Here is a 19944-nt window from a genome sequence, read left to right as displayed (position 1 = left end):
CTCCTTGTGTAGACAAGGAGTTTTTTACTTATTTTTATTAAGAATTTTTTATATTGTAGTATCCTATAAGTCGTAATCGAAATTCTTTTAATTCCGGATACGCCTCTAAATTTGCTAACATACCTCTAATTACTGGAATTCTTGGATTAAGCAATCGTATTTCCGCCTCTAAAACATCTAACGTTACTAACAACTCATCATCCTCTAATTGATCAGCTAAACTACGCTTAAATACAATAATTTCTTTTAAAAAATGCTCTTTAACTTGTTCCTTAATAAGCTCTGATTTACAAAGGAATTCTCCAAGCTTTTCTTCATGTAAAATAGGTTCTTCCGAAGATTCTACCAAACCATCTACTAAATGATCTACTCTTTTTAAAATAAAAGCAGCGACATACGATAAATCAATTTCTGGTGCTTGTAAAATAATTAATTCTAAATAACCACGGCATATGCCTTCTACTATAATTACTAAATCCAATAAATATGGCATAACCTTTTCACCATAAATGGACAATAAACTATTCCGATAAAATGCATGAGACTCTAACTTCATCCGCATCATAAATTCTTCTACTTCTTTATTAAACGGAATTGCATTTTCTCTCGCATGCATAATAATAAATTCTTTATGCTTTTGTATATCATTAAACTGACAATGTAATTGTTTTGCAAATTTTTCACGCGGTAATAAAGACTCTTGTTCAATATCCAGCATTTTCTTTTGGATTTTGTCATAATAATATCGAAGTGTCGCTAATAAAAGCTCATCTTTCGATTTAAAATATAAGTAAAAAGCTCCCTTAGATATACCACTAGCTGTCACAATTTCCTGCACTGATGTCGCATTTACACCCTTAGTAGCAAATAACTTCATAGCCGATTCTATAATCAAACGCTCTTTTTCTTTCATATCTTCTCTCCTAAATTTAATCTCGCATCTTATTATAAATGTATTATACCATCTCTTTTTATTGACGATTGACCGAACGGTCAGTTATATTATGTATTAGACTGACCAGTTGGTCAATATAATAAAAAGGGAGCGCAAACATGAACAAAATCATCAATTTCTCGTTAAAAAATAAGTTCGCAGTTTGGCTACTAACCATTATTGTTACTATTGCCGGGATCTACTCTGGACTCAATATGAAGCTGGAAACAATTCCTGATATTACAACACCGATTGTGACAGTAACTACGGTCTATCCTGGTGCTACACCAGAAGAAGTAGCTGATAAAGTTTCAAAGCCGATGGAAGAACAACTACAAAATTTAAGTGGTGTTAACGTTGTGAGCTCATCATCTTTTCAAAACGCATCTTCTATTCAAGTAGAATACGATTTTGATAAAAATATGGAAAAAGCAGAGTCAGAAATTAAAGAAGCTCTCACAAATGTAAAGCTCCCAGAAGGTGTTAAAGATCCTAAAGTTTCACGAGTAAACTTCAATGCCTTTCCTGTTATTTCGTTAAGCGTAGCAAGCAAGAATGAATCTTTAGCTACCTTAACTGAAAATGTAGAAAAGAATGTTGTACCAGGATTAAAAGGACTTGATGGTGTTGCATCTGTCCAAATTGCTGGCCAACAAGTAGATGAAGTACAGCTTGTCTTCAAGAAAGATAAAATGAAAGAACTAGGACTAAGTGAAGATACTGTAAAAAATGTTATTAAGGGATCGGATGTATCTTTACCACTTGGCTTATACACATTTAAAGACACGGAAAAATCAGTTGTTGTAGATGGCAATATTACAACGATTAAAGCATTAAAAGAACTTAAAATCCCAGCTATACCTTCCTCACCTAACGGTCAAGGTAGTCAAAATGCTGGCGCTGGTGCACAAACGCCGCAAATGAATCCAGCTGCTATGAACGGGATTCCAACAGTTACATTAGAAGAAATTGCTGACATTAAAGAAGTTGGGAAAGCAGAATCTATTTCTCGAACAAATGGAAAAGAAGCAATTGGAATTCAAATTGTGAAGGCCTCTGATGCAAATACAGTTGATGTTGTAAATGCAGTAAAAGATAAAGTAAAAGATCTTGAGAAAAAATATAAAGATTTAGAGATCATTTCAACATTCGACCAAGGTGCACCTATTGAAAAATCAGTTGAAACAATGCTAAGCAAAGCAATTTTCGGTGCTATCTTTGCGATCGTTATTATTATGCTGTTCCTACGAAATATTCGAACAACGTTAATCTCTGTCGTTTCCATACCACTTTCTTTATTAATTGCTGTTTTAGTCATAAAGCAAATGGATATTACGCTTAACATTATGACACTTGGAGCAATGACCGTTGCTATAGGCCGCGTTGTCGATGACTCAATTGTTGTTATTGAAAATATTTACCGACGTATGTCATTATCAGAAGAGAAATTGCGCGGAAAAGATTTAATTCGTGAAGCTACGAAAGAAATGTTTATCCCAATTATGTCTTCTACCATCGTAACAATTGCTGTATTTTTACCACTTGGACTAGTAAAAGGTATGATTGGTGAAATGTTCTTACCATTCGCCTTAACTATCGTCTTCGCTTTATTAGCATCATTACTAGTAGCAGTTACAATCGTACCGATGCTAGCTCATTCCTTATTTAAGAAAGAGAGCATGAGGGAAAAAGAAGTACATCATGAAGAAAAACCAAGTAAATTAGCAAATGGGTATAAACGCATACTTGCATGGGCTTTAAATCACAAAATTATTACATCAAGTATCGCTGTCCTTCTATTAGTTGGTAGTCTTGCACTTGTACCAGTTATCGGTGTAAGTTTCTTACCTTCTGAAGAAGAAAAAATGATTATCGCAACATACAACCCTGAACCAGGTCAAACGTTAGAAGACGTTGAAAAAATTGCAACAAAAGCTGAGAAGCACTTCCAAAATAATAAAGACGTCAAAACAATTCAATTCTCATTAGGTGGCGAAAACCCAATGAGTCCTGGTCGATCAAACCAAGCAATGTTCTTCGTGCAATATGATAACGACACGAAAAACTTTGAAAAAGAGAAAGAACAAGTCGTTAAAGATTTACAGAAGATGTCTGGCAAAGGCGAATGGAAAAACCAAGACTTCGGAGCAAGTGGCGGTAGTAACGAAATTAAACTATACGTTTACGGAGATAGCTCAGAAGACATTAAGCCTGTCGTAAAAGATATTCAAAATATCATGAAGAAAAATAAAGACTTAAAGGATATTGACTCTAGTATTGCAAAAACGTATGCAGAGTACACTTTAGTCGCAGATCAGGAAAAGCTGAGTAAAATGGGCTTAACGGCTGCTCAAATTGGAATGGGACTTTCTAATCAACATGATCGCCCTGTTCTGACAACAATTAAAAAAGACGGTAAAGATATCAATGTATATGTAGAAGCTGAAAAACAAAATTATGAAACAATCGATGACTTAACAAATCGTAAAATTACAACACCACTTGGTACTGAAGTGGCTGTGAAAGATGTTATGACTGTAAAAGAAGGTGAAACTTCGAATACAGTGAAACACCGCGATGGCCGTGTTTATGCAGAAGTAAGTGCAAAACTAACATCTGATGACGTTTCAAAAGCATCTGCCGCTGTTCAAAAAGAAGTAGATAAAATGGATCTTCCTTCTGGCGTAGATGTTTCTATGGGCGGCGTTACAAAAGATATTGAAGAATCATTTAAGCAACTTGGCTTAGCGATGTTAGCTGCGATTGCCATTGTATACTTCGTTCTTGTCGTTACATTTGGCGGTGCCCTTGCACCATTCGCAATTTTATTCTCGCTACCATTTACGATTATCGGAGCTCTTGTTGCCTTATTAATCTCCGGTGAAACATTAAGTGTGTCTGCAATGATTGGGGCGCTTATGTTAATCGGTATCGTTGTAACAAACGCAATCGTGCTTATCGACCGCGTTATTCATAAAGAAAATGAAGGACTATCAACACGTGAAGCTTTATTAGAAGCTGGTGCAACACGCCTTCGTCCAATTTTAATGACTGCAATTGCAACAATTGGTGCTCTTATCCCGCTTGCATTAGGATTTGAAGGTAGTGGCTTAATTTCTAAAGGACTTGGTGTAACGGTAATTGGTGGATTAACAAGTTCAACGTTATTAACACTTCTTATTGTTCCAATCGTTTATGAAGTATTAAGCAAATTTAAAAAGAAAAAAACAAAATAACAAAAAATAACCTCGCTAACTGCGAGGTTATTTTTTATTTCCAAACAAGACTAGAAAATCACCATAGCCTTCTTTCTCTAATTCCTCTTTTGGAATAAATCGAAGGGCTGCAGAATTAATGCAGTAACGAAGGCCATTTGGTCCTGGACCGTCTGGAAATACATGCCCAAGATGTGAATCTCCTTCCTTACTTCTCACTTCTGTACGCGTCATATTATGACTCACATCCATCTTTTCTTTCACACTTGCTGACATAACTGGTTTTGTAAAACTAGGCCATCCACATCCACTATCAAATTTGTCTAGAGAAGTAAATAGCGGCTCACCTGAAACGATGTCTACATAAAGACCTTCCTCTTTATGGTTCCAATACTCATTTCGAAATGGTGGTTCTGTACCATTTTCCTGCGTTACATAAAACTGCATCTCATTGAGTTTTTCTTTTAAATGAGCATTATCCTTTGGCCAATGTTGCTTAATAAAAGCATCTCGTCCTGAGCCTTTACGATATAACTCATAGCGGAATGTGTTTTTCTTATGATATCCTTGGTGATATTCTTCAGCTGGATAAAATGTAGCTGCTGGTAGTATTTTTGTCGCAATTGGTTTTGAAAAGCGCCCACTCTGCTCAAGTTCTTCTTTTGAGGCTTCTGCTTTTTTATGTTGTTCTTCATTATGATAAAAAATCACTGTTTCATAAGACTGTCCGCGGTCGTGGAATTGTCCTCCAATATCGGTCGGATCAATTTGTCTCCAATATATATTTAACAATTCCTCATACGACATTTTATTTGCATCAAATGTAATTTGTACCGCTTCATAATGTCCTGTTGTTTCTGAGCACACTTCTTTATACGTTGGGTCCTCTTTATGACCGCCTGTATAACCTGAAATAACCTGTATAATGCCCTCCATCTCTTCAAATGGAGAAACCATACACCAGAAACACCCTCCAGCAAATGTAGCTAACTCTACCTTTTCATTTACAGCCATTACTTCACCCCTATTCTATATTCTCCTTACAGTATGGCATAAGAAACATAATGTTATAAAAGAAAAAGCATCGAACATCGATGCTTTTTCTTACTTCACTTTATTTTTTCCAACATCCTTCTCCATTTCATCACTTGTCACGTCTAAAACATCTAGTAAGAAAATGAAGATTGGAATACCGATAATCAGTCCCCATACACCTAAGAAGTGCTCTGAGAAAATTAATACCATAAAAGTATAGAAAATCGGTAAATTTGTTTTTTGCGACATAAACTTCGGATTTAATACGTAACTTTCAAGCGCATGAATCACTGTTACGATAACTAAAATATAAACAACGTACATAATACCGCCAATATTGTAAGCAATCATACAAAGTGGGAATAACGAAATGATAACCCCCGCTACTGGAATTAATCCAAGCAAGAAAATCATTAATGCTAAACCTAATAATTGCGGGAATCCTAATATCCATAATGCGATAACTGAAAGAACACAGTTAACAACAGCAATTAAAAATTGTGCTTCGATTACCTTTCCAAATGAACGTGCAAATTTCTTTCCGAAGTACTCAATTTCAGTATAGAAAATTGCAAGCCTGCTTTCTTTAAACTTTGCAGTAAAACCAACAATACGAGATTTTTCTAATAAGAAAAACAAACTCAAAATTAAAGAAAGTAAAACCTGAAGGCCAAATTTACCAACATTCGTAATCGATTTATACAAAATGTCTACGCCTTGTCCTACATATTTAGAAAGCTCCATATGATTGACAGCATTAACTGCATACTTAATTAGTTCACTATCTGGTGGGTTTCTTAAAAATACATTGAATTGGTAAATCAGTTGTGAAATTTGTATCGTCAATACTGGTAAATATTTAAATAGCGTAATAGCAATTCCACCAATTAACATTACATATAGAAATGCTATAATAATTTTTCGATTAATAGGCATGAAATGATCTAATTTGCGGGAAATAAACTTTTGGAATCGATCCATTAAATACGTGAGAATAAACGTAATTAATATTAAATTCAACATACTTTGCAGCCCGTATAACACGAGAGCAAGTATTACTAATACGAGTAACCTCTGAAATCCTTTACTTTGAAACAGGTTTTTTATTTGCATAATCGACGAATACTCTCTCCTGTCCTATAAACTAAAACGTTAATAAGTAGATTTCTCTCTCTTTTCTACTTTTAATTATTCATTCATATTAAGATTTTTATAAACTCATTATATGCCTACCTTAACAGGTATATAGTAGCTTACTTCTTATTTTACAATACAATGACCTAATTCAAAACGTATTCTACATAGTATTAATGAAGATTTAAGGAAACTTATATTTTTTTAAATAGGTCTTACCACTACTGTAACATAAAAAGCAAGCTATCAGTAGAAATCTGTCCTACAAATAGCTTGCTTTTCTTGTTTTTTAAGTAAGTTTTACTATCCAATGAATGGTATGAACATTGGGATGACAACTACTGTTACAACCCCAACTACTGTTACAGCAATACTTGCCATCGCTGCCTCTACCTCACCCATTTCAATTCCTACCGCAACTCCTAATGCATGACCCGCTGTTCCAAGTGCTAAACCTTTTGCAATCGGATGTTTCACTCTAAATGTTTTTAAGAATAATGCTCCTAATGCGTATACGATAACTGCGTTGAAAATAACTGCAAACGATGTAATTGCTGGAATACCACCAATACTTTCTGAAATTGGTAACGCAATTGCTGTTGTTGCTGCTTGTGGTAGCATTGAATTCATTACTGCTGTATCTAAACCGATTGCTTTTGCAACAATGAACACGACAATTACTGAGCAAATAGATCCAACCACGATAGCTGATAAAATTTGCCACCAATATTTTTTCAACTTATCAACTTGTTTATAGAGTGGGATAGCAAATGCAATTGTTGCTGGCTCTAAGAAGAAACTAATCATTTTTCCGCCAGTATTATATTCTTCAAAAGTAAAGTTACCTACCTTTAGAAAGACAATCCCTAATACCATCGCTACGAATAATGGTGTAAATAGGAAGAACCCTTTTGAATGCTTGAATAATAATGTTCCGATTCCGTATGCGATTAATGAAACGACGATTCCGAAATATGGAGTCATTGTGCTTGCCATGTTCATTACCTCCTAACAATATATAAATGCAATGGTTACGCAACCTTTCCGTGCTTGCGTCCTTTATTTACTACTTTCAATTCTTTTGTATCTTCTGTTTCTTTTTCATCTTTTCCTAAAATAAATTGTGCAAATAACCCTGTTACAGCAAGTAAAATAACTGTTGCTACAACAATTACAGTTAAAATTTGTACAAAGTATTGCCCCATTACACCAAGAGAATTAATAACTGAAATACCTGATGGGACGAATAAGAATCCAATAATACCTGTTAAAGCTGTTCCGAGTGATTCAACTTGCTCCAATTTAATAACTTTTAAACATAATAGACTAAATAAAATAACTAACCCGATTACCGATGAAGGCATTGGAATTGGTAAATGTGTTGCAATAATATTAGAAATTAACATAATAGCTGAGAATATGAATGCTTGTGATAAGAAACTATATACTTTTTTCGTACTCATTTTGGCCACCTCTTTCGATTTGGTACCTTTATTGTATAGGATACAAACGTATAAGTAAGCGTTTACATAACAGAACGTCAAATATACAGAATCAGTTACAAATATAAAAGGATGAAATACAAAAGCTGCTTCTTAAATACGAAGCAGCTTCTTGAGTTCTTTTGCATATGTACGGCTAACAGGTACTTTCGATCCTTCTTTCATGATTAAATTATAAGTAGAATTAAACCATGGCTGAATTTCAGTAATATGATTAATATTCGCAATAAAGCTACGGTGTACGCGCATGAAGCTTGCTTGTGGTAACTTCTTCTCTAAAATTACAAGTGTATCATGTGTTACATACGTTTCCCTCGTTGTTTTTACTGTTACTTTCCCATCTACAAGCCCTACATATATAATATCTTCAATATTCACAAGTACGATTGATTCTTCAATTGGTAATGCTAATTTATGCATCTCTGCTGTTACATCTGTCCCCTTTATTTCGTGCTTCGTTTCTATTTGCGCTTGTTTTTGTTTTTTATACTTCTTTAATGTCTGCACAATACGCTCTTCATCAAATGGTTTTAAAATGTAGTCTAACGCATCTACTTCAAATGCTTGCAGCGCATATTGATCATAGGCAGTAGCAAATACAATTGCAGGTGGATTTTTCATCTTCTTTAATATATTCGCGATTTCAAATCCGTTATCATCGGATAATTGAATATCTAAAAACACAATATCTGGTCTACTTTGCATTAGTTCTTCTAATGCGTCTTCCACACAATCAGCCTCACCAATTATCTCAACTTCTTTCGTTCTCTCTAATAAATACTTTAGTTCATCACGTGCTAACATTTCATCGTCAACTACTAATACTTTTAACACCCGGCTCTTCCTCCCCTACTTTTTTTGGAATAATAAAGGTAATCTCCGTCCCTTTATTTAATTCACTTTCAATATGAAGCATCGTTTCTTTCCCAAATAACCCAATAAGACGTTCATTAATATTATATAAAGCTGTTCCAGTCCCTTTCTTTGACGAAACTACCATCTTTCCTAATTGTTCTAAACGTTCTTCCTCAATTCCCTGTCCATTATCTTTTACTTCAAAGTGAACCATACCCTCTTTTTCAAAAACATGCACTTCCACTTCGCATACTGGTTGCTTCTTCGGAAAAGCATGTCGCAATGCATTTTCAACCAATAGTTGAAGAACAAATGGTGGTACTAAAGTTGTCTTTAGCTCATCTTCAATATACATCTTTACCTCATACTTATTTGGGAACCTTGCTTGTTCTAGTGATAAGTATGCCTGTACATGGTTTAATTCTTGTTCTAGTGGAATCAATAACTGACGTGCCCCTTGCAAATTACAACGGAAATATACGCTAAGCTGTAATAATAACTTCCTTGCTTTTTCTACATCTGTTCGACATAAAGCTGATACTGTATTAATCGCATTAAATAAAAAGTGTGGGTTAATTTGCGCTTGTAATGCTTTTATCTCCGCATCTTGAAGTAATTTACTTTGCAACTCAGCTTCTCCTAACTCTAACTGCGTGGAGAATATTTTTGCTAACCCTTCTGCTAATTCCTCTTCCACACGACTTAACTGGTTAGGATTTTTGAAATAGAGTTTTAATGTCCCTATCGTATTTCCATGCGAAGTTAGTGGAATTACAATCGCCGCTTGCAAAGGGCACCCTTCATGTTGACAATTAATAACCTCACGTGATTTCGCTTTCATTATTTTCCCTGTGTTTAACACTTCTTTCGACAAACCGGTTATTAAACTATGTGAAGGAATATGGTGATCTGATGCTAATCCAACATGAGCTAATATTTTCTCTGTATCTGTTAAGGATACCGCATCTGTTCCTGTAAAACGGTGAATAATTTGTGCCACATGCTTACATGATTCTTCTGTTAAGCCTTGGCGGAAATACGGTAACGTTTTATCTGCAATACGTAATACTTTATGGGTCTGAAGTGCCTTTGCATTCTCCTCCTGACGCAAAATAGCTTGTATCATAGAAAGTAAAATAAAACTTCCAAAACTATTTACAAGAATCATTGGTATCGCTATTGTTTTCACAACGCTAATTCCATCCTCTATAATTAATAAAATCATTAGCATTTCTAAAGATACGATAAAAACACTTAAAACTGCTGAAAACTTAGGAGTAATTGTACGATTATATTTTTTGAAAATATATCCAATATAACCAGTTATAATCCCCGCTAAAATAGAAGAGATTGCGCAGCTTAGCGCTGTCGTACCACCAAGCATATAACGATGAATACCAGCAATAAATCCTACTCCAACCCCTACGATAGGGCCACCAAGTAAGCCGCTAATACCGACACCCATAATACGCGTATTCGCAATTGTACTTGACGAAGAAACACCTTGTAACCAGTTTTCATTCATAATCGTATTTCCTGCTATTTCAATCCCAGTGTAATTGCTTACAATTGTAAATACCGAAAAAATACAAATAAGCTTCAGCTTATCTACATAGCCATCCTGTTTATGAAGGAGGCGTCTGAAAGTTTTAATATGAGAGAGTAAAAATCCTAAAATAACTATAAGTCCGACTCGTTCAATCATCATGAGTACTAAATTTAGCATCTTTGATTCATTCCTTTTTATTTAGTTAGTTTTATTATGGGAAAATAATGAAGTCGGCGTCAAGAAGAACGAAATATTTTTTGAAATATTTTACACATAATAACTTCCTCTTTATTTGACAATACAATAGAAGAGTGCTAAAAATAAAGTAATATAATACAGTCCTTTAACCCAACCCCGTGAGGTTGAGAAGGAAGTCGGAATATAATATACGTATGTTCTTTTTGGGGGATACGTATGCTTTTTTGGCCTTCTCATCATATCAGGTGAGAAGGCCTTTTGTTATTCTTCCATAGCGACTGTAGAAAATAAGGAGGAGTAATAATGAACGTCACTACTGATGTACAACAAACAACAGAGGAGACGAAAGCGAAAAGATATAAAACATTATTTGGTTCTGCGCTAGGATATGCAGCAGAAGGTTTAGATATGTTGCTATTATCTTTCGTACTTGTCTATATTTTAAAAGAGTTTCACTTAAGTCCTGTTGAAGGTGGAAACTTAACATTAGCTACCACAATAGGGATGTTAATTGGTTCTTATTTATTTGGATTTATTGCTGATTTATTTGGCCGTATTCGTACAATGGCCTTCACAATCTTACTGTTTTCACTAGCAACCGCACTCATTTATTTCGCAACAGACTACTGGCAATTATTAATTCTGCGCTTTTTAGTTGGAATGGGAGTTGGTGGTGAATTCGGAATCGGAATGGCCATCGTAACAGAAACCTGGTTTAAAGAAATGCGAGCTAAAGCGCCATCCGTTGTTGCACTTGGATGGCAATTTGGTGTACTGATTGCTTCACTCCTTCCAGCATTTATTGTCCCACACTTTGGATGGAGAGCCGTTTTCTTATTTGGATTAATTCCAGCTTTACTAGCTGTCTATGTCCGTAAAAGTTTAAGTGAACCGAAAATATGGGAGCAAAAACAACGCTACAAAAAGGAACTGTTGCAAAAAGAAGCTACAGGTAAATTAACAACTACTGAAGCAGAACAACTAAAACATATAAAAAAATTCCCACTTCGAAAGTTATTTGCCAATAAAAAAGTAACAATTACAACAATTGGTCTTATTATTATGTCGTTTATCCAAAACTTCGGATATTACGGAATCTTCACATGGATGCCCACTATTTTAGCAAATAAATATAACTATACATTAGCAAAAGCAAGTGGCTGGATGTTCATTTCTACCATCGGTATGCTAATTGGAATTGCAATCTTTGGTATTCTAGCTGATAAAATTGGTCGCCGTAAAACTTTTGCAATCTATTATATTGGCGGTACAGTATACTGTCTCATTTACTTCTTCTTATTCACAGATTCAACATTATTATTATGGGGAAGTGCATTGCTTGGATTCTTTGCAAATGGAATGATGGGAGGATTTGGGGCAATTTTAGCTGAAAACTATCCTGCTGAAGCTCGCTCTACCGCTGAAAACTTTATTTTCGGTACAGGACGTGGGTTAGCTGGATTTGGGCCTGTTATTATTGGCTTACTCGCTACAGGTGGCAACCTACTTGGAGCATTGTCCTTGATTTTTATCATCTACCCAATCGGGTTAATTACAATGCTACTATGTGTACCAGAAACAAAGGGAAAAGTATTAGATTAAACGTAAAAGAGGAAGCATCTCATTTAAGATGCTTCCTCTTTTACGTTTTTATTTATTTTGATTTACTAGCCTTCTGAAATAAGAATGCAGTTTTATCTTCTTCTTTTACAATACCTTGTTTTAATGCTAATTCTCCCGCAACTTTAGGCGCTAACCATAGCATTGGGAATAACAAAATTGATACCGGAACTGCCGTCACCACGATAAACGATTGTAGCGCATTAATACTTCCTTCACCCATATATAAAAGAATTGCTGCAACTGCGCCCATAATAAGCGACCAAAAAATTCGCAAACTAATTCTAGGATCTCCGTCTCCAGTCACTGCCATTGAAATGGAATACGCCATTGAATCCCCTGTTGTCACTACAAATAAAATTGTTAATAAAAGAAATGCTGGTCCAATAATATTAGAAAGTGGCAATTGTCCTGTAATTGCAATCATAGCTGCCGGCATACCAGATTCACTTAATGCGTCCGAGATAGACCCAGGATTCATCAACTCATAAAACACGCCTGATCCACCTAATATAGTAAACCAAAACGTTGTAATAATAGGTGCGATAATTCCAATTGCAACGATGATTTCTCGAATCGTTCTCCCTCTTGAAATTCGACTCACTAAAATTGCCATCATTGGTCCGTATCCAATAAACCATCCCCAGAAAAAGATTGTCCAAGATCCTAACCAACTTGCATCACCACGATATGTGCTCATCGGTATAAATTCATTTACATAAAATCCAAACGAAGAAACAAACGAATCAATAATAAATCCACCTGGCCCAAATAGTAATATGAATGCCATTAATACAATTGCTAATCTAACATTTAAATTACTTATAATTTGAATCCCTTTATCAATACCTGTTACTGCCGATATGGTAGACACGGCCACCACACAAACAATAATTGCTAATTGAGTAGTAAACACATCAGAAATTCCAAATAATTCTTGTAATCCATAACTTGCTTGTAAACCTAAAAATCCAATTGGGCCAATTGTACCTGCAGCTACTGCAATAATTGCAGCTGCATCAATTATCGTTCCAAGCAGGCTCTTTCTTAATTTTTCCCCAAAAATAGGATATAAAAGCGTTCGAGGTTTTAGCGGCATATCTTTATGATAATGTCCATACATCATAACTACCGCACTAATTGTACCTAAAATCGTCCATGCTAAAAATCCCCAATGCATATAACTTTGTGCTAAAGCAGGCATGACTGCTTCTTTCGTTCCAGCAGATATACCATCATGTATTGGTGGCACCGTCATCAAATGATACATTGGCTCTGCTGCTGCCCAAAAAACGCCACCTCCGGCAAGTAATGTAGACATAATAATAGCAAGCCATTTTGCCGTACTAATCTCAGGTTTTTCTAATCCTCCAAGCTTAACTCTCCCATATTTGGAGAACGCCATACACATCGCAACAATAAATGTACCTAATAATAAAATTTGCCAGAAGGCACCGAAATATTTAATTGAAAAAGCGAAACTTTTATTAATCGCACTCTCTACATAATCCTTGTTCAAAAAAACTGCAATTACAAATAATAAAAGTGAACCACCACTAATAATAAATACAGGCCAATCAGTTTTTCGACTCTTCATCCTCATTTACACTTCCTCCTTCCTCAGCAATCTAAAAAAACAACTTTATTATGTTTTATTGTTTAAAACCAAAACACAATAATTATATATGCATAACATTTTATCGACTTCCCACATACTTATGTTGTCCCTAAAAATATGCCAAATCCCTTATTAAAAAGAAAGAATCTCTTCCTCTTACATAAAAAAGCAAAACAAAAGACCTTATATTTCTATAAGGTCTTCGAAACAGAAATTTGATTATAACATAAGGAACTCCTTGGTTCAAAAAGCCTCTTCCAAAAATAACCGAGAGTAAAGGCTTCCATTTGCTACATAACAGTAATTTTAAAAAATTATATTTCACAGAAAAAACCTACACTAAATATCATTTATGAAAGAAATTTGGCTTCAAAATTTCATTCGGATACGGTTTATGATAAATGTGGGTGGTAGCTGGAGATAATGGTGGAATAAGCCATACCCAATTACCTGTTACAACACGACCACAAGCAGCTTCTTGCTTCTCAAATTGCTGAAATTGTTGTGCAGCAGTATGGTGATCAACAATACTAACTCCTTGTTTTTTAAAGGAGTGTAGTACGGCAATATTTAACTCAATTAGCGCCTTATCTTTCCATAAGGTACCGTTTCTCGATGTATCTAAATCCATCATCTCCGCAACAGCCGGAAGTAAATTATAACGATCATGATCTGCTAAGTTGCGCGCCCCAATTTCTGTTCCCATATACCATCCATTGAACGGAGCGGCTGTATAAGAAATACCGCCAATTTCTAAACGCATATCTGAAATCATTGGAACACCATACCATTTTACTCCAAGTGATGAAATAGGGTATTCCGGGTGTTCAATTGGCACTTCTTTTACTTCTTCTCTCGGAATTTCTTTATATATAGGCGCTTTTCCATCTATAGAAAACACAAGTGGCAATACATCGTAATTCGTACCTTCTCCTTGCCAACCAAGCTCCTGACAAAAGTCCGTAAATGTAGCGGAATGAGAATCACCAATCACTCCCGTTTCTGTTTTATATCCTGCATATCGAATCAATTGGTGATTATAAATTCTTATATTATTTTCTTCACCTTGATATTGCTTAAAAATCGTAATGGTTGGTTTAACTTTTCCGTCGTTCGTTGCATATTTAATATGATGAATTAATGCATTATATACACCCTCTTCATCATTTACTTCGCGCGCATCTAATATGTGCATCTTACTCCAAAATAGTCTTCCAATACATCTATTACTGTTACGCCATGCCATTCGTGAACCATGAACAAGTTCTTCAAATGTATGCTCATATGTCCCTGTCTTCTCTATCTCAATTTGAATTTCTTTTATACGTTCTTCTATCAATTGTTCTTTATGAAGCTCCTTATAACAAATCGTAATAAAATTACTTGCTTCCTCTATTAATTGTTTCGTTTTACTCATAAACAATCTCCTTCTATTTCAACAAAACCCTGCTACTTTACAGTATAAGCAAAAAGGATAGGAGTCACAAATGAAAGTGAGAGTGTTACTTTTATTGTAATATTTTTCAGAAAATTAATGGAATTACTATTGACTTATATGGAAAACGGGTGTATTTTTGACTCAGGTAAAGTATTTTTACCTAGACCAACTTTTTAAGTCGAAAGGAGGGAATGTTATGTCTTCATTTCAATTGCCAAAGCTTTCATATGACTATGATGAACTAGAGCCACATATTGATAGCAATACACTTGCCATTCATCATGGAAAGCACCATGCGACATACGTAAACAATTTAAATGCTACTTTAGAAAATTATACTGAATTACATAATAAATCTTTAGAAGAATTGCTATGTAATTTAGATGCTTTACCGAAGGAAATTGTTACAGCTGTACGAAATAACGGTGGTGGTCACTATTGTCATAGTCTTTTTTGGGAAGTGATGAGCCCACGAGGTGGCGGTGAGCCTAATGGAGACGTTGCAAAAGTAATTGATTATTATTTCAATACCTTTGACAACTTAAAAGATCAACTTTCCAAAGCAGCTATTAGTCGTTTTGGAAGTGGCTATGGATGGCTTGTTCTTGACGGTGAGGAACTCTCTGTTATGAGTACACCAAATCAAGATACACCTTTGCAAGAAGGGAAAATCCCCTTACTCGTAATTGATGTATGGGAACATGCTTATTATTTAAAGTATCAAAATAGGCGCCCAGAGTTTGTTACCAACTGGTGGCATACAGTAAACTGGGACCAAGTAAACGAGAAGTATTTACAAGCAATTCAATCACAAAAACATTAGTCGTACGTATAAGGTAAATTTGGTAATGTAAAATCAGTATTGTCGAAATCCTCCAGAATCCCCCGGATTGCCACCGGGGGATTTATGATTACTTCATTGTATTTATATAATGTTTTAAAATATTTTTTATTTCTAGTTTCAGCTCTCGGAACAAAAATCCGAATTCACGAGCCTTTCCATTATGTAACGTACAGTTAGTTACCTCATTATAAGGAGCTATATTTCCCCCAGCTTTCTGAATGAGTGCTTTTATTCCTGTCTTCTCTTCTATGAAATGAATAATTTCTTCCATAGAAACTACTCCGTTACTACAGGCGTTAATTGGTCCTCTCACATTTGCCATTTCGCACCAAGCTAGAAACTCTCCTGCCTCTTTTTCATGTATAAATGACAAAGTTCCATCTACATGATCCACAACGATAGGTTTTTGGTTCACAATACATTCAACGTAAAATTGTAACCTTTTCGTATAATCATTTTCTCCAATAACAACTGGAAAACGCACTGCAACGACTGGGAATGTTGTATGTTGAAATACAACGGCTTCAGCTAATCTCTTTCCTTCACCATAATTGAAGTCATTCCTATCTCCATACGCGATTGCATACTCGTACGGATTAAAGTCTTCTTCTGATAAGCTTAGGGCAGGTTCATAGACGGCCATTGAAGATGTCATAACATATTTCTTCGTTTTCCCTCGTAACACTTCACATATTACCTTCGCTGCATTCGAGCTATAGCATAAATTATCGTATACAATATCATAACTTTTATCTCCTAGACGCTCTGCTAGTTGTTTTTCATCTTCCCTATCTACAATAAGTCTTTTTACTCTACTGCCAAAAGAATCTTCCGTAATTCCTCTCGTCGCAATCGTTACATCGTGCCCCTCTTGCAAAAGTGCTTCTACTAAATGTTTACCAAAAAATCTTGTTCCCCCTAGCACCAATACTTTTTTCAACTTCATCATCCCCACTTTAGCAAATTGTAAAATACTACCTCTCTATTATAAGTGCTAACATATAAAAAGCATGGAATTCGTTTAACGATTCCATGCCTTTATACAGATAATATATTAACGTACTCGATATTTATAAATACAATAACAGAAGTATAAAATAGAAATTACAGATACATAAACCCATAATTCATATACGAATCCCTCTCCCCACACTCCCATAAAATAAAAGAGTGAAGGTAAAGTCAATGTTACCCATGATTGTACGAAGGCAATCCTTCCAAGATATTGATTAATGTTCTTCTTTTGTGTATTTAATACAAAGAATAAATACCAAAGTAACGCCCACATAAACCACGTTAACGCATTAACAACATCATGGAATTGAACAAATGAAACAACCATATAGAATAAGGCTATAATTGCTACCCAAATACAAAACCATCCTAGACCACTACTATCCATTCCTTTTATAAAAGTAACACCTACATATAAATAAGTTAATCCAAATAAGAAAGTAGCCGCATATGAATACACTGTCCAATTGCTTTGGTCAGAAATCATAATCAAATAAAACGGAATAATAATTTGTAGTGCACCCACAAATAAATTAAAAACACCCGCACTTTTCATCTCTGCTTTCCCTAATATAACAAGACTATTTAAAAATAAAGCTGCCCCTGAAAGTAATAATCCTACATAACCCATATATATTCGTGTGAAAATCTTTACCTTTCACACTTTTAACCTCCCCACACTATAAAATGATACTTATATTATTTTTCTTCCCATTTAAAACTACATACATAATTTTTCACCTAAATAAGTCAGACCTCCTACCTCAAAAAAAGGAGTGAATTTAAAACGCTTTCAATAATAAATACTCCTATCAAAACATGAACTAGGATTCCTTGATTATAAACGTACTCTAGCAATGATACAAGTGTTGGAATACATTTCAATAATACGCTTTCAATTCCCATAAAAAATTAATAAAATAATACATTACTCTATCTCATTCTACTACCTTCTAGCATAAGATATTGTAAAATCATATCATTTAAAACAGCGAACGTTCTTTTCTAGGTTCGCTAATAAACTTAGTAGAAAATGAATATAAAAAATGACCTCTTGCTTTTATGCAAAGGTCATTTTTTATATTCATCATTAAACTTCTAAATAGCCATTTTTATTATTTGATTGCCATTTCCAAGAGTCAGCACACATTTCTTCTAATCCGCGTGTTGCCTCCCAGCCTAATTCACGCTTTGCTTTCGATGCATCAGCAAAACATACTGCCACATCACCTGGGCGACGCTCTGTAATTTTATAAGGAACTTTCTTGCCCGAAACTTTTTCAAACGCTTCAACCATCTCTAGTACACTATAGCCCATGCCTGTGCCCAGGTTATAAGCATCTACTCCTGTTGTACTCAGTACTTTCTCAAGCGCCTTTACGTGACCATTTGCTAAGTCCACAACATGGATGTAATCACGGACTCCTGTTCCATCTTTCGTTGGATAGTCATTTCCGAATACGCTTAATTCTTTTAACTTACCTACCGCTACTTGCGTTACATATGGCATTAAGTTATTTGGGATTCCATTTGGATCTTCTCCGATACGCCCACTTTCGTGTGCACCAAATGGATTGAAATAGCGAAGTAATGCGATACTCCATTCTGCATCTGCAAATGCTACATCACGCATAATTTGCTCAATCATTAATTTCGTTTGACCATATGGATTTGTTGCACTTAATGGAAACTCCTCCGTAATCGGTGACGTTTCCGGGATACCATATACAGTTGCAGATGAACTAAAGATTATCTTCTTTACATTATGTTTCTGCATTACTTCACATAGCACTAACGTGCTTGTAATGTTGTTATGATAATATGTTAATGGAATCGCTACTGACTCCCCTACAGCTTTAAATCCTGCAAAGTGAATAACTGCTTCAATTGAATTTTCTTCAAAAATTGCGTCAAGCGCTTCGCGATTTAAAACATCTTCTTTATAAAACTTAAATTGTTTTCCTGTTATTTCTTTTACTCGATTTATAGATTCTACCGAGCTATTCGAAAGATTATCCACTACTATAACTTCGTAACCGCTATTTAGTAATTCTACACATGTATGACTACCAATATATCCTGCTCCACCTGTTACAAGTATTGCCATAATTATAGTCCTCCATATTTCATTCATTATAAACTTCTCAAAGTATATCACATATTTCTTATCCTATGTTTAACATGCGAACACAGAAACTTACATTTTATCCCATAATAATTTTATAACATATACGATTCTAATCAGGTAATAAAAAAATGCCACATAATAAAAATTATGTGACGTTTTTTTATTAAATTACGTAACAATATACACTTAGAAAATGCGCAAGACTACCTAATAATACAAAAACATGAAAAATTTCATGATGCCCCATGTATTTAAACTCTAACCATTTTGGCTTTGTTCCATAAATAAATCCACCAATTGTATAAAAAATGCCCCCAAGTACTAAGAAAATAATGCCTCCTGTACTTAAATTCTCAGCTAACGGTGCAAAGAATAAAACAATTAACCAACCCATCGTAATATAAATTGCTGTCGATAACCACCTTGGACAATTAAACCAAAACATTTTAAATACAATGCCACAAATCGCAGTTGCATAGACTAAACAAAATAATAGCAAACCACTTGCTGAATTTAATGTAATTAAGCAAAAGGGTGCATATGTACCTGCAATTAATATAAAAATCATAGAATGATCTAGCTTCCTAAAGAAGTATATAACACGTTCATTGGCCACAACACTATGATATACAGCTGACGCCGTATAAAGGACCATCATTCCAATACCAAACAAAATAACAGCTGTAATTGCAGCAAATGATGGCATCTTGATAGAAACTTTCACAAGCATAGCTAATAACGCAATAAATGATAATATCGCTCCACCTAAGTGAGTAAATGCATTAACTGGTTCCCTTACATAAGTATTCATAATAACACCCCTCATATAATTACATGTAGTTTCAATAACTACATGTAAT

General features: G+C 34.8%; 16 protein-coding genes. 3 read left to right on the top strand and 13 right to left on the bottom strand.

What is annotated here, in order from left to right; translation table 11 throughout:
- Window positions 1-37: 37 nt before the first annotated feature.
- Window positions 38-913 (bottom strand): TetR/AcrR family transcriptional regulator, encoded by an 876-nt coding sequence (locus tag D1166_RS16920; RefSeq protein WP_000659645.1) that lies wholly within the window; start codon window positions 911-913, stop codon window positions 38-40.
- A 140-nt stretch (window positions 914-1053) separates the two neighbouring features.
- On the opposite strand from D1166_RS16920, the gene D1166_RS16915 reads away from it, so the two are divergent.
- Window positions 1054-4170: an efflux RND transporter permease subunit gene (locus D1166_RS16915; protein WP_097855695.1), complete on the top strand. Its 3117-nt coding sequence runs from the start codon at window positions 1054-1056 to the stop codon at window positions 4168-4170.
- Window positions 4171-4197: 27 nt separating this feature from the next.
- On the opposite strand, the gene msrB is transcribed toward D1166_RS16915, so the two are convergent.
- The 6 genes from msrB to lytS form a co-directional block, all read right to left on the bottom strand.
- Complete coding sequence (gene msrB / locus D1166_RS16910; RefSeq protein WP_000290175.1) at window positions 4198-5163, bottom strand: peptide-methionine (R)-S-oxide reductase MsrB; 966 nt, start codon at window positions 5161-5163, stop codon at window positions 4198-4200.
- 90 nt (window positions 5164-5253) lie between these two features.
- Window positions 5254-6297: an AI-2E family transporter gene (locus tag D1166_RS16905; protein WP_001166010.1), complete on the bottom strand. Its 1044-nt coding sequence runs from the start codon at window positions 6295-6297 to the stop codon at window positions 5254-5256.
- 324 nt (window positions 6298-6621) lie between these two features.
- On the bottom strand, window positions 6622-7314 hold the full coding sequence (lrgB, locus tag D1166_RS16900) for an antiholin-like protein LrgB (protein WP_000168868.1): 693 nt from the start codon (window positions 7312-7314) through the stop codon (window positions 6622-6624).
- Between the two features lie 35 nt (window positions 7315-7349).
- Window positions 7350-7781 carry an antiholin-like murein hydrolase modulator LrgA gene (gene lrgA, locus D1166_RS16895; RefSeq protein WP_000104901.1) on the bottom strand — a complete coding sequence of 144 codons (432 nt, stop codon included), beginning with the start codon at window positions 7779-7781 and terminating at the stop codon, window positions 7350-7352.
- 132 nt (window positions 7782-7913) lie between these two features.
- Entirely contained in the window at window positions 7914-8654 is a 741-nt protein-coding gene (locus D1166_RS16890; protein ID WP_000921841.1) for a LytR/AlgR family response regulator transcription factor, read from the bottom strand.
- A complete protein-coding gene (gene lytS / locus D1166_RS16885; protein ID WP_000933590.1) occupies window positions 8632-10401 on the bottom strand; it encodes a two-component system sensor histidine kinase LytS in 1770 nt (589 codons plus the stop codon). The genes D1166_RS16890 and lytS overlap by 23 nt, the downstream gene beginning before the upstream one ends.
- A gap of 324 nt (window positions 10402-10725) precedes the next feature.
- On the opposite strand from lytS, the gene D1166_RS16880 reads away from it, so the two are divergent.
- Window positions 10726-12024, top strand: coding sequence for an MFS transporter (locus D1166_RS16880; RefSeq protein ID WP_118043360.1), 1299 nt, complete (start codon window positions 10726-10728; stop codon window positions 12022-12024).
- A 52-nt stretch (window positions 12025-12076) separates the two neighbouring features.
- Here D1166_RS16880 and D1166_RS16875 read toward each other — a convergent pair whose 3' ends face one another.
- Together D1166_RS16875 and D1166_RS16870 are read right to left on the bottom strand one after the other, a co-directional pair.
- Window positions 12077-13645, bottom strand: a complete 1569-nt coding sequence (locus D1166_RS16875; RefSeq protein WP_001242440.1) for a BCCT family transporter — start codon at window positions 13643-13645, stop codon at window positions 12077-12079.
- Window positions 13646-14006: 361 nt separating this feature from the next.
- The gene (locus D1166_RS16870) at window positions 14007-15077 is read right to left on the bottom strand and encodes a nitric oxide synthase oxygenase (protein ID WP_000047625.1); all 1071 of its coding nucleotides are present in this window, start codon (window positions 15075-15077) and stop codon (window positions 14007-14009) included.
- A gap of 217 nt (window positions 15078-15294) precedes the next feature.
- Here D1166_RS16870 and sodA point away from each other — a divergent pair, with 217 nt between their 5' ends.
- Window positions 15295-15921: a superoxide dismutase [Mn] gene (gene sodA / locus D1166_RS16860; RefSeq protein WP_000094035.1), complete on the top strand. Its 627-nt coding sequence runs from the start codon at window positions 15295-15297 to the stop codon at window positions 15919-15921.
- Between the two features lie 88 nt (window positions 15922-16009).
- Here sodA and D1166_RS16855 read toward each other — a convergent pair whose 3' ends face one another.
- From D1166_RS16855 to trhA, 4 genes are all read right to left on the bottom strand, one after another.
- Entirely contained in the window at window positions 16010-16891 is an 882-nt protein-coding gene (locus tag D1166_RS16855) for an NAD-dependent epimerase/dehydratase family protein (RefSeq protein WP_097862086.1), read from the bottom strand.
- 105 nt (window positions 16892-16996) lie between these two features.
- Complete coding sequence (locus D1166_RS16850) at window positions 16997-17587, bottom strand: AmiS/UreI family transporter (protein WP_000542569.1); 591 nt, start codon at window positions 17585-17587, stop codon at window positions 16997-16999.
- 459 nt (window positions 17588-18046) lie between these two features.
- Entirely contained in the window at window positions 18047-19063 is a 1017-nt protein-coding gene (galE, locus tag D1166_RS16840) for a UDP-glucose 4-epimerase GalE (protein WP_000996548.1), read from the bottom strand.
- A gap of 184 nt (window positions 19064-19247) precedes the next feature.
- A complete protein-coding gene (gene trhA, locus D1166_RS16835) occupies window positions 19248-19895 on the bottom strand; it encodes a PAQR family membrane homeostasis protein TrhA (RefSeq protein ID WP_001099728.1) in 648 nt (215 codons plus the stop codon).
- Window positions 19896-19944 lie beyond the last annotated feature (49 nt).

This window comes from Bacillus sp. ISO11 (genome assembly GCF_003458115.1).
GTDB lineage: Bacteria > Bacillota > Bacilli > Bacillales > Bacillaceae_G > Bacillus_A > Bacillus_A cereus.
The sequence above is the reverse complement of the archived record's forward strand: the minus strand, read 5'-3'. Positions and strand labels throughout refer to the sequence as shown.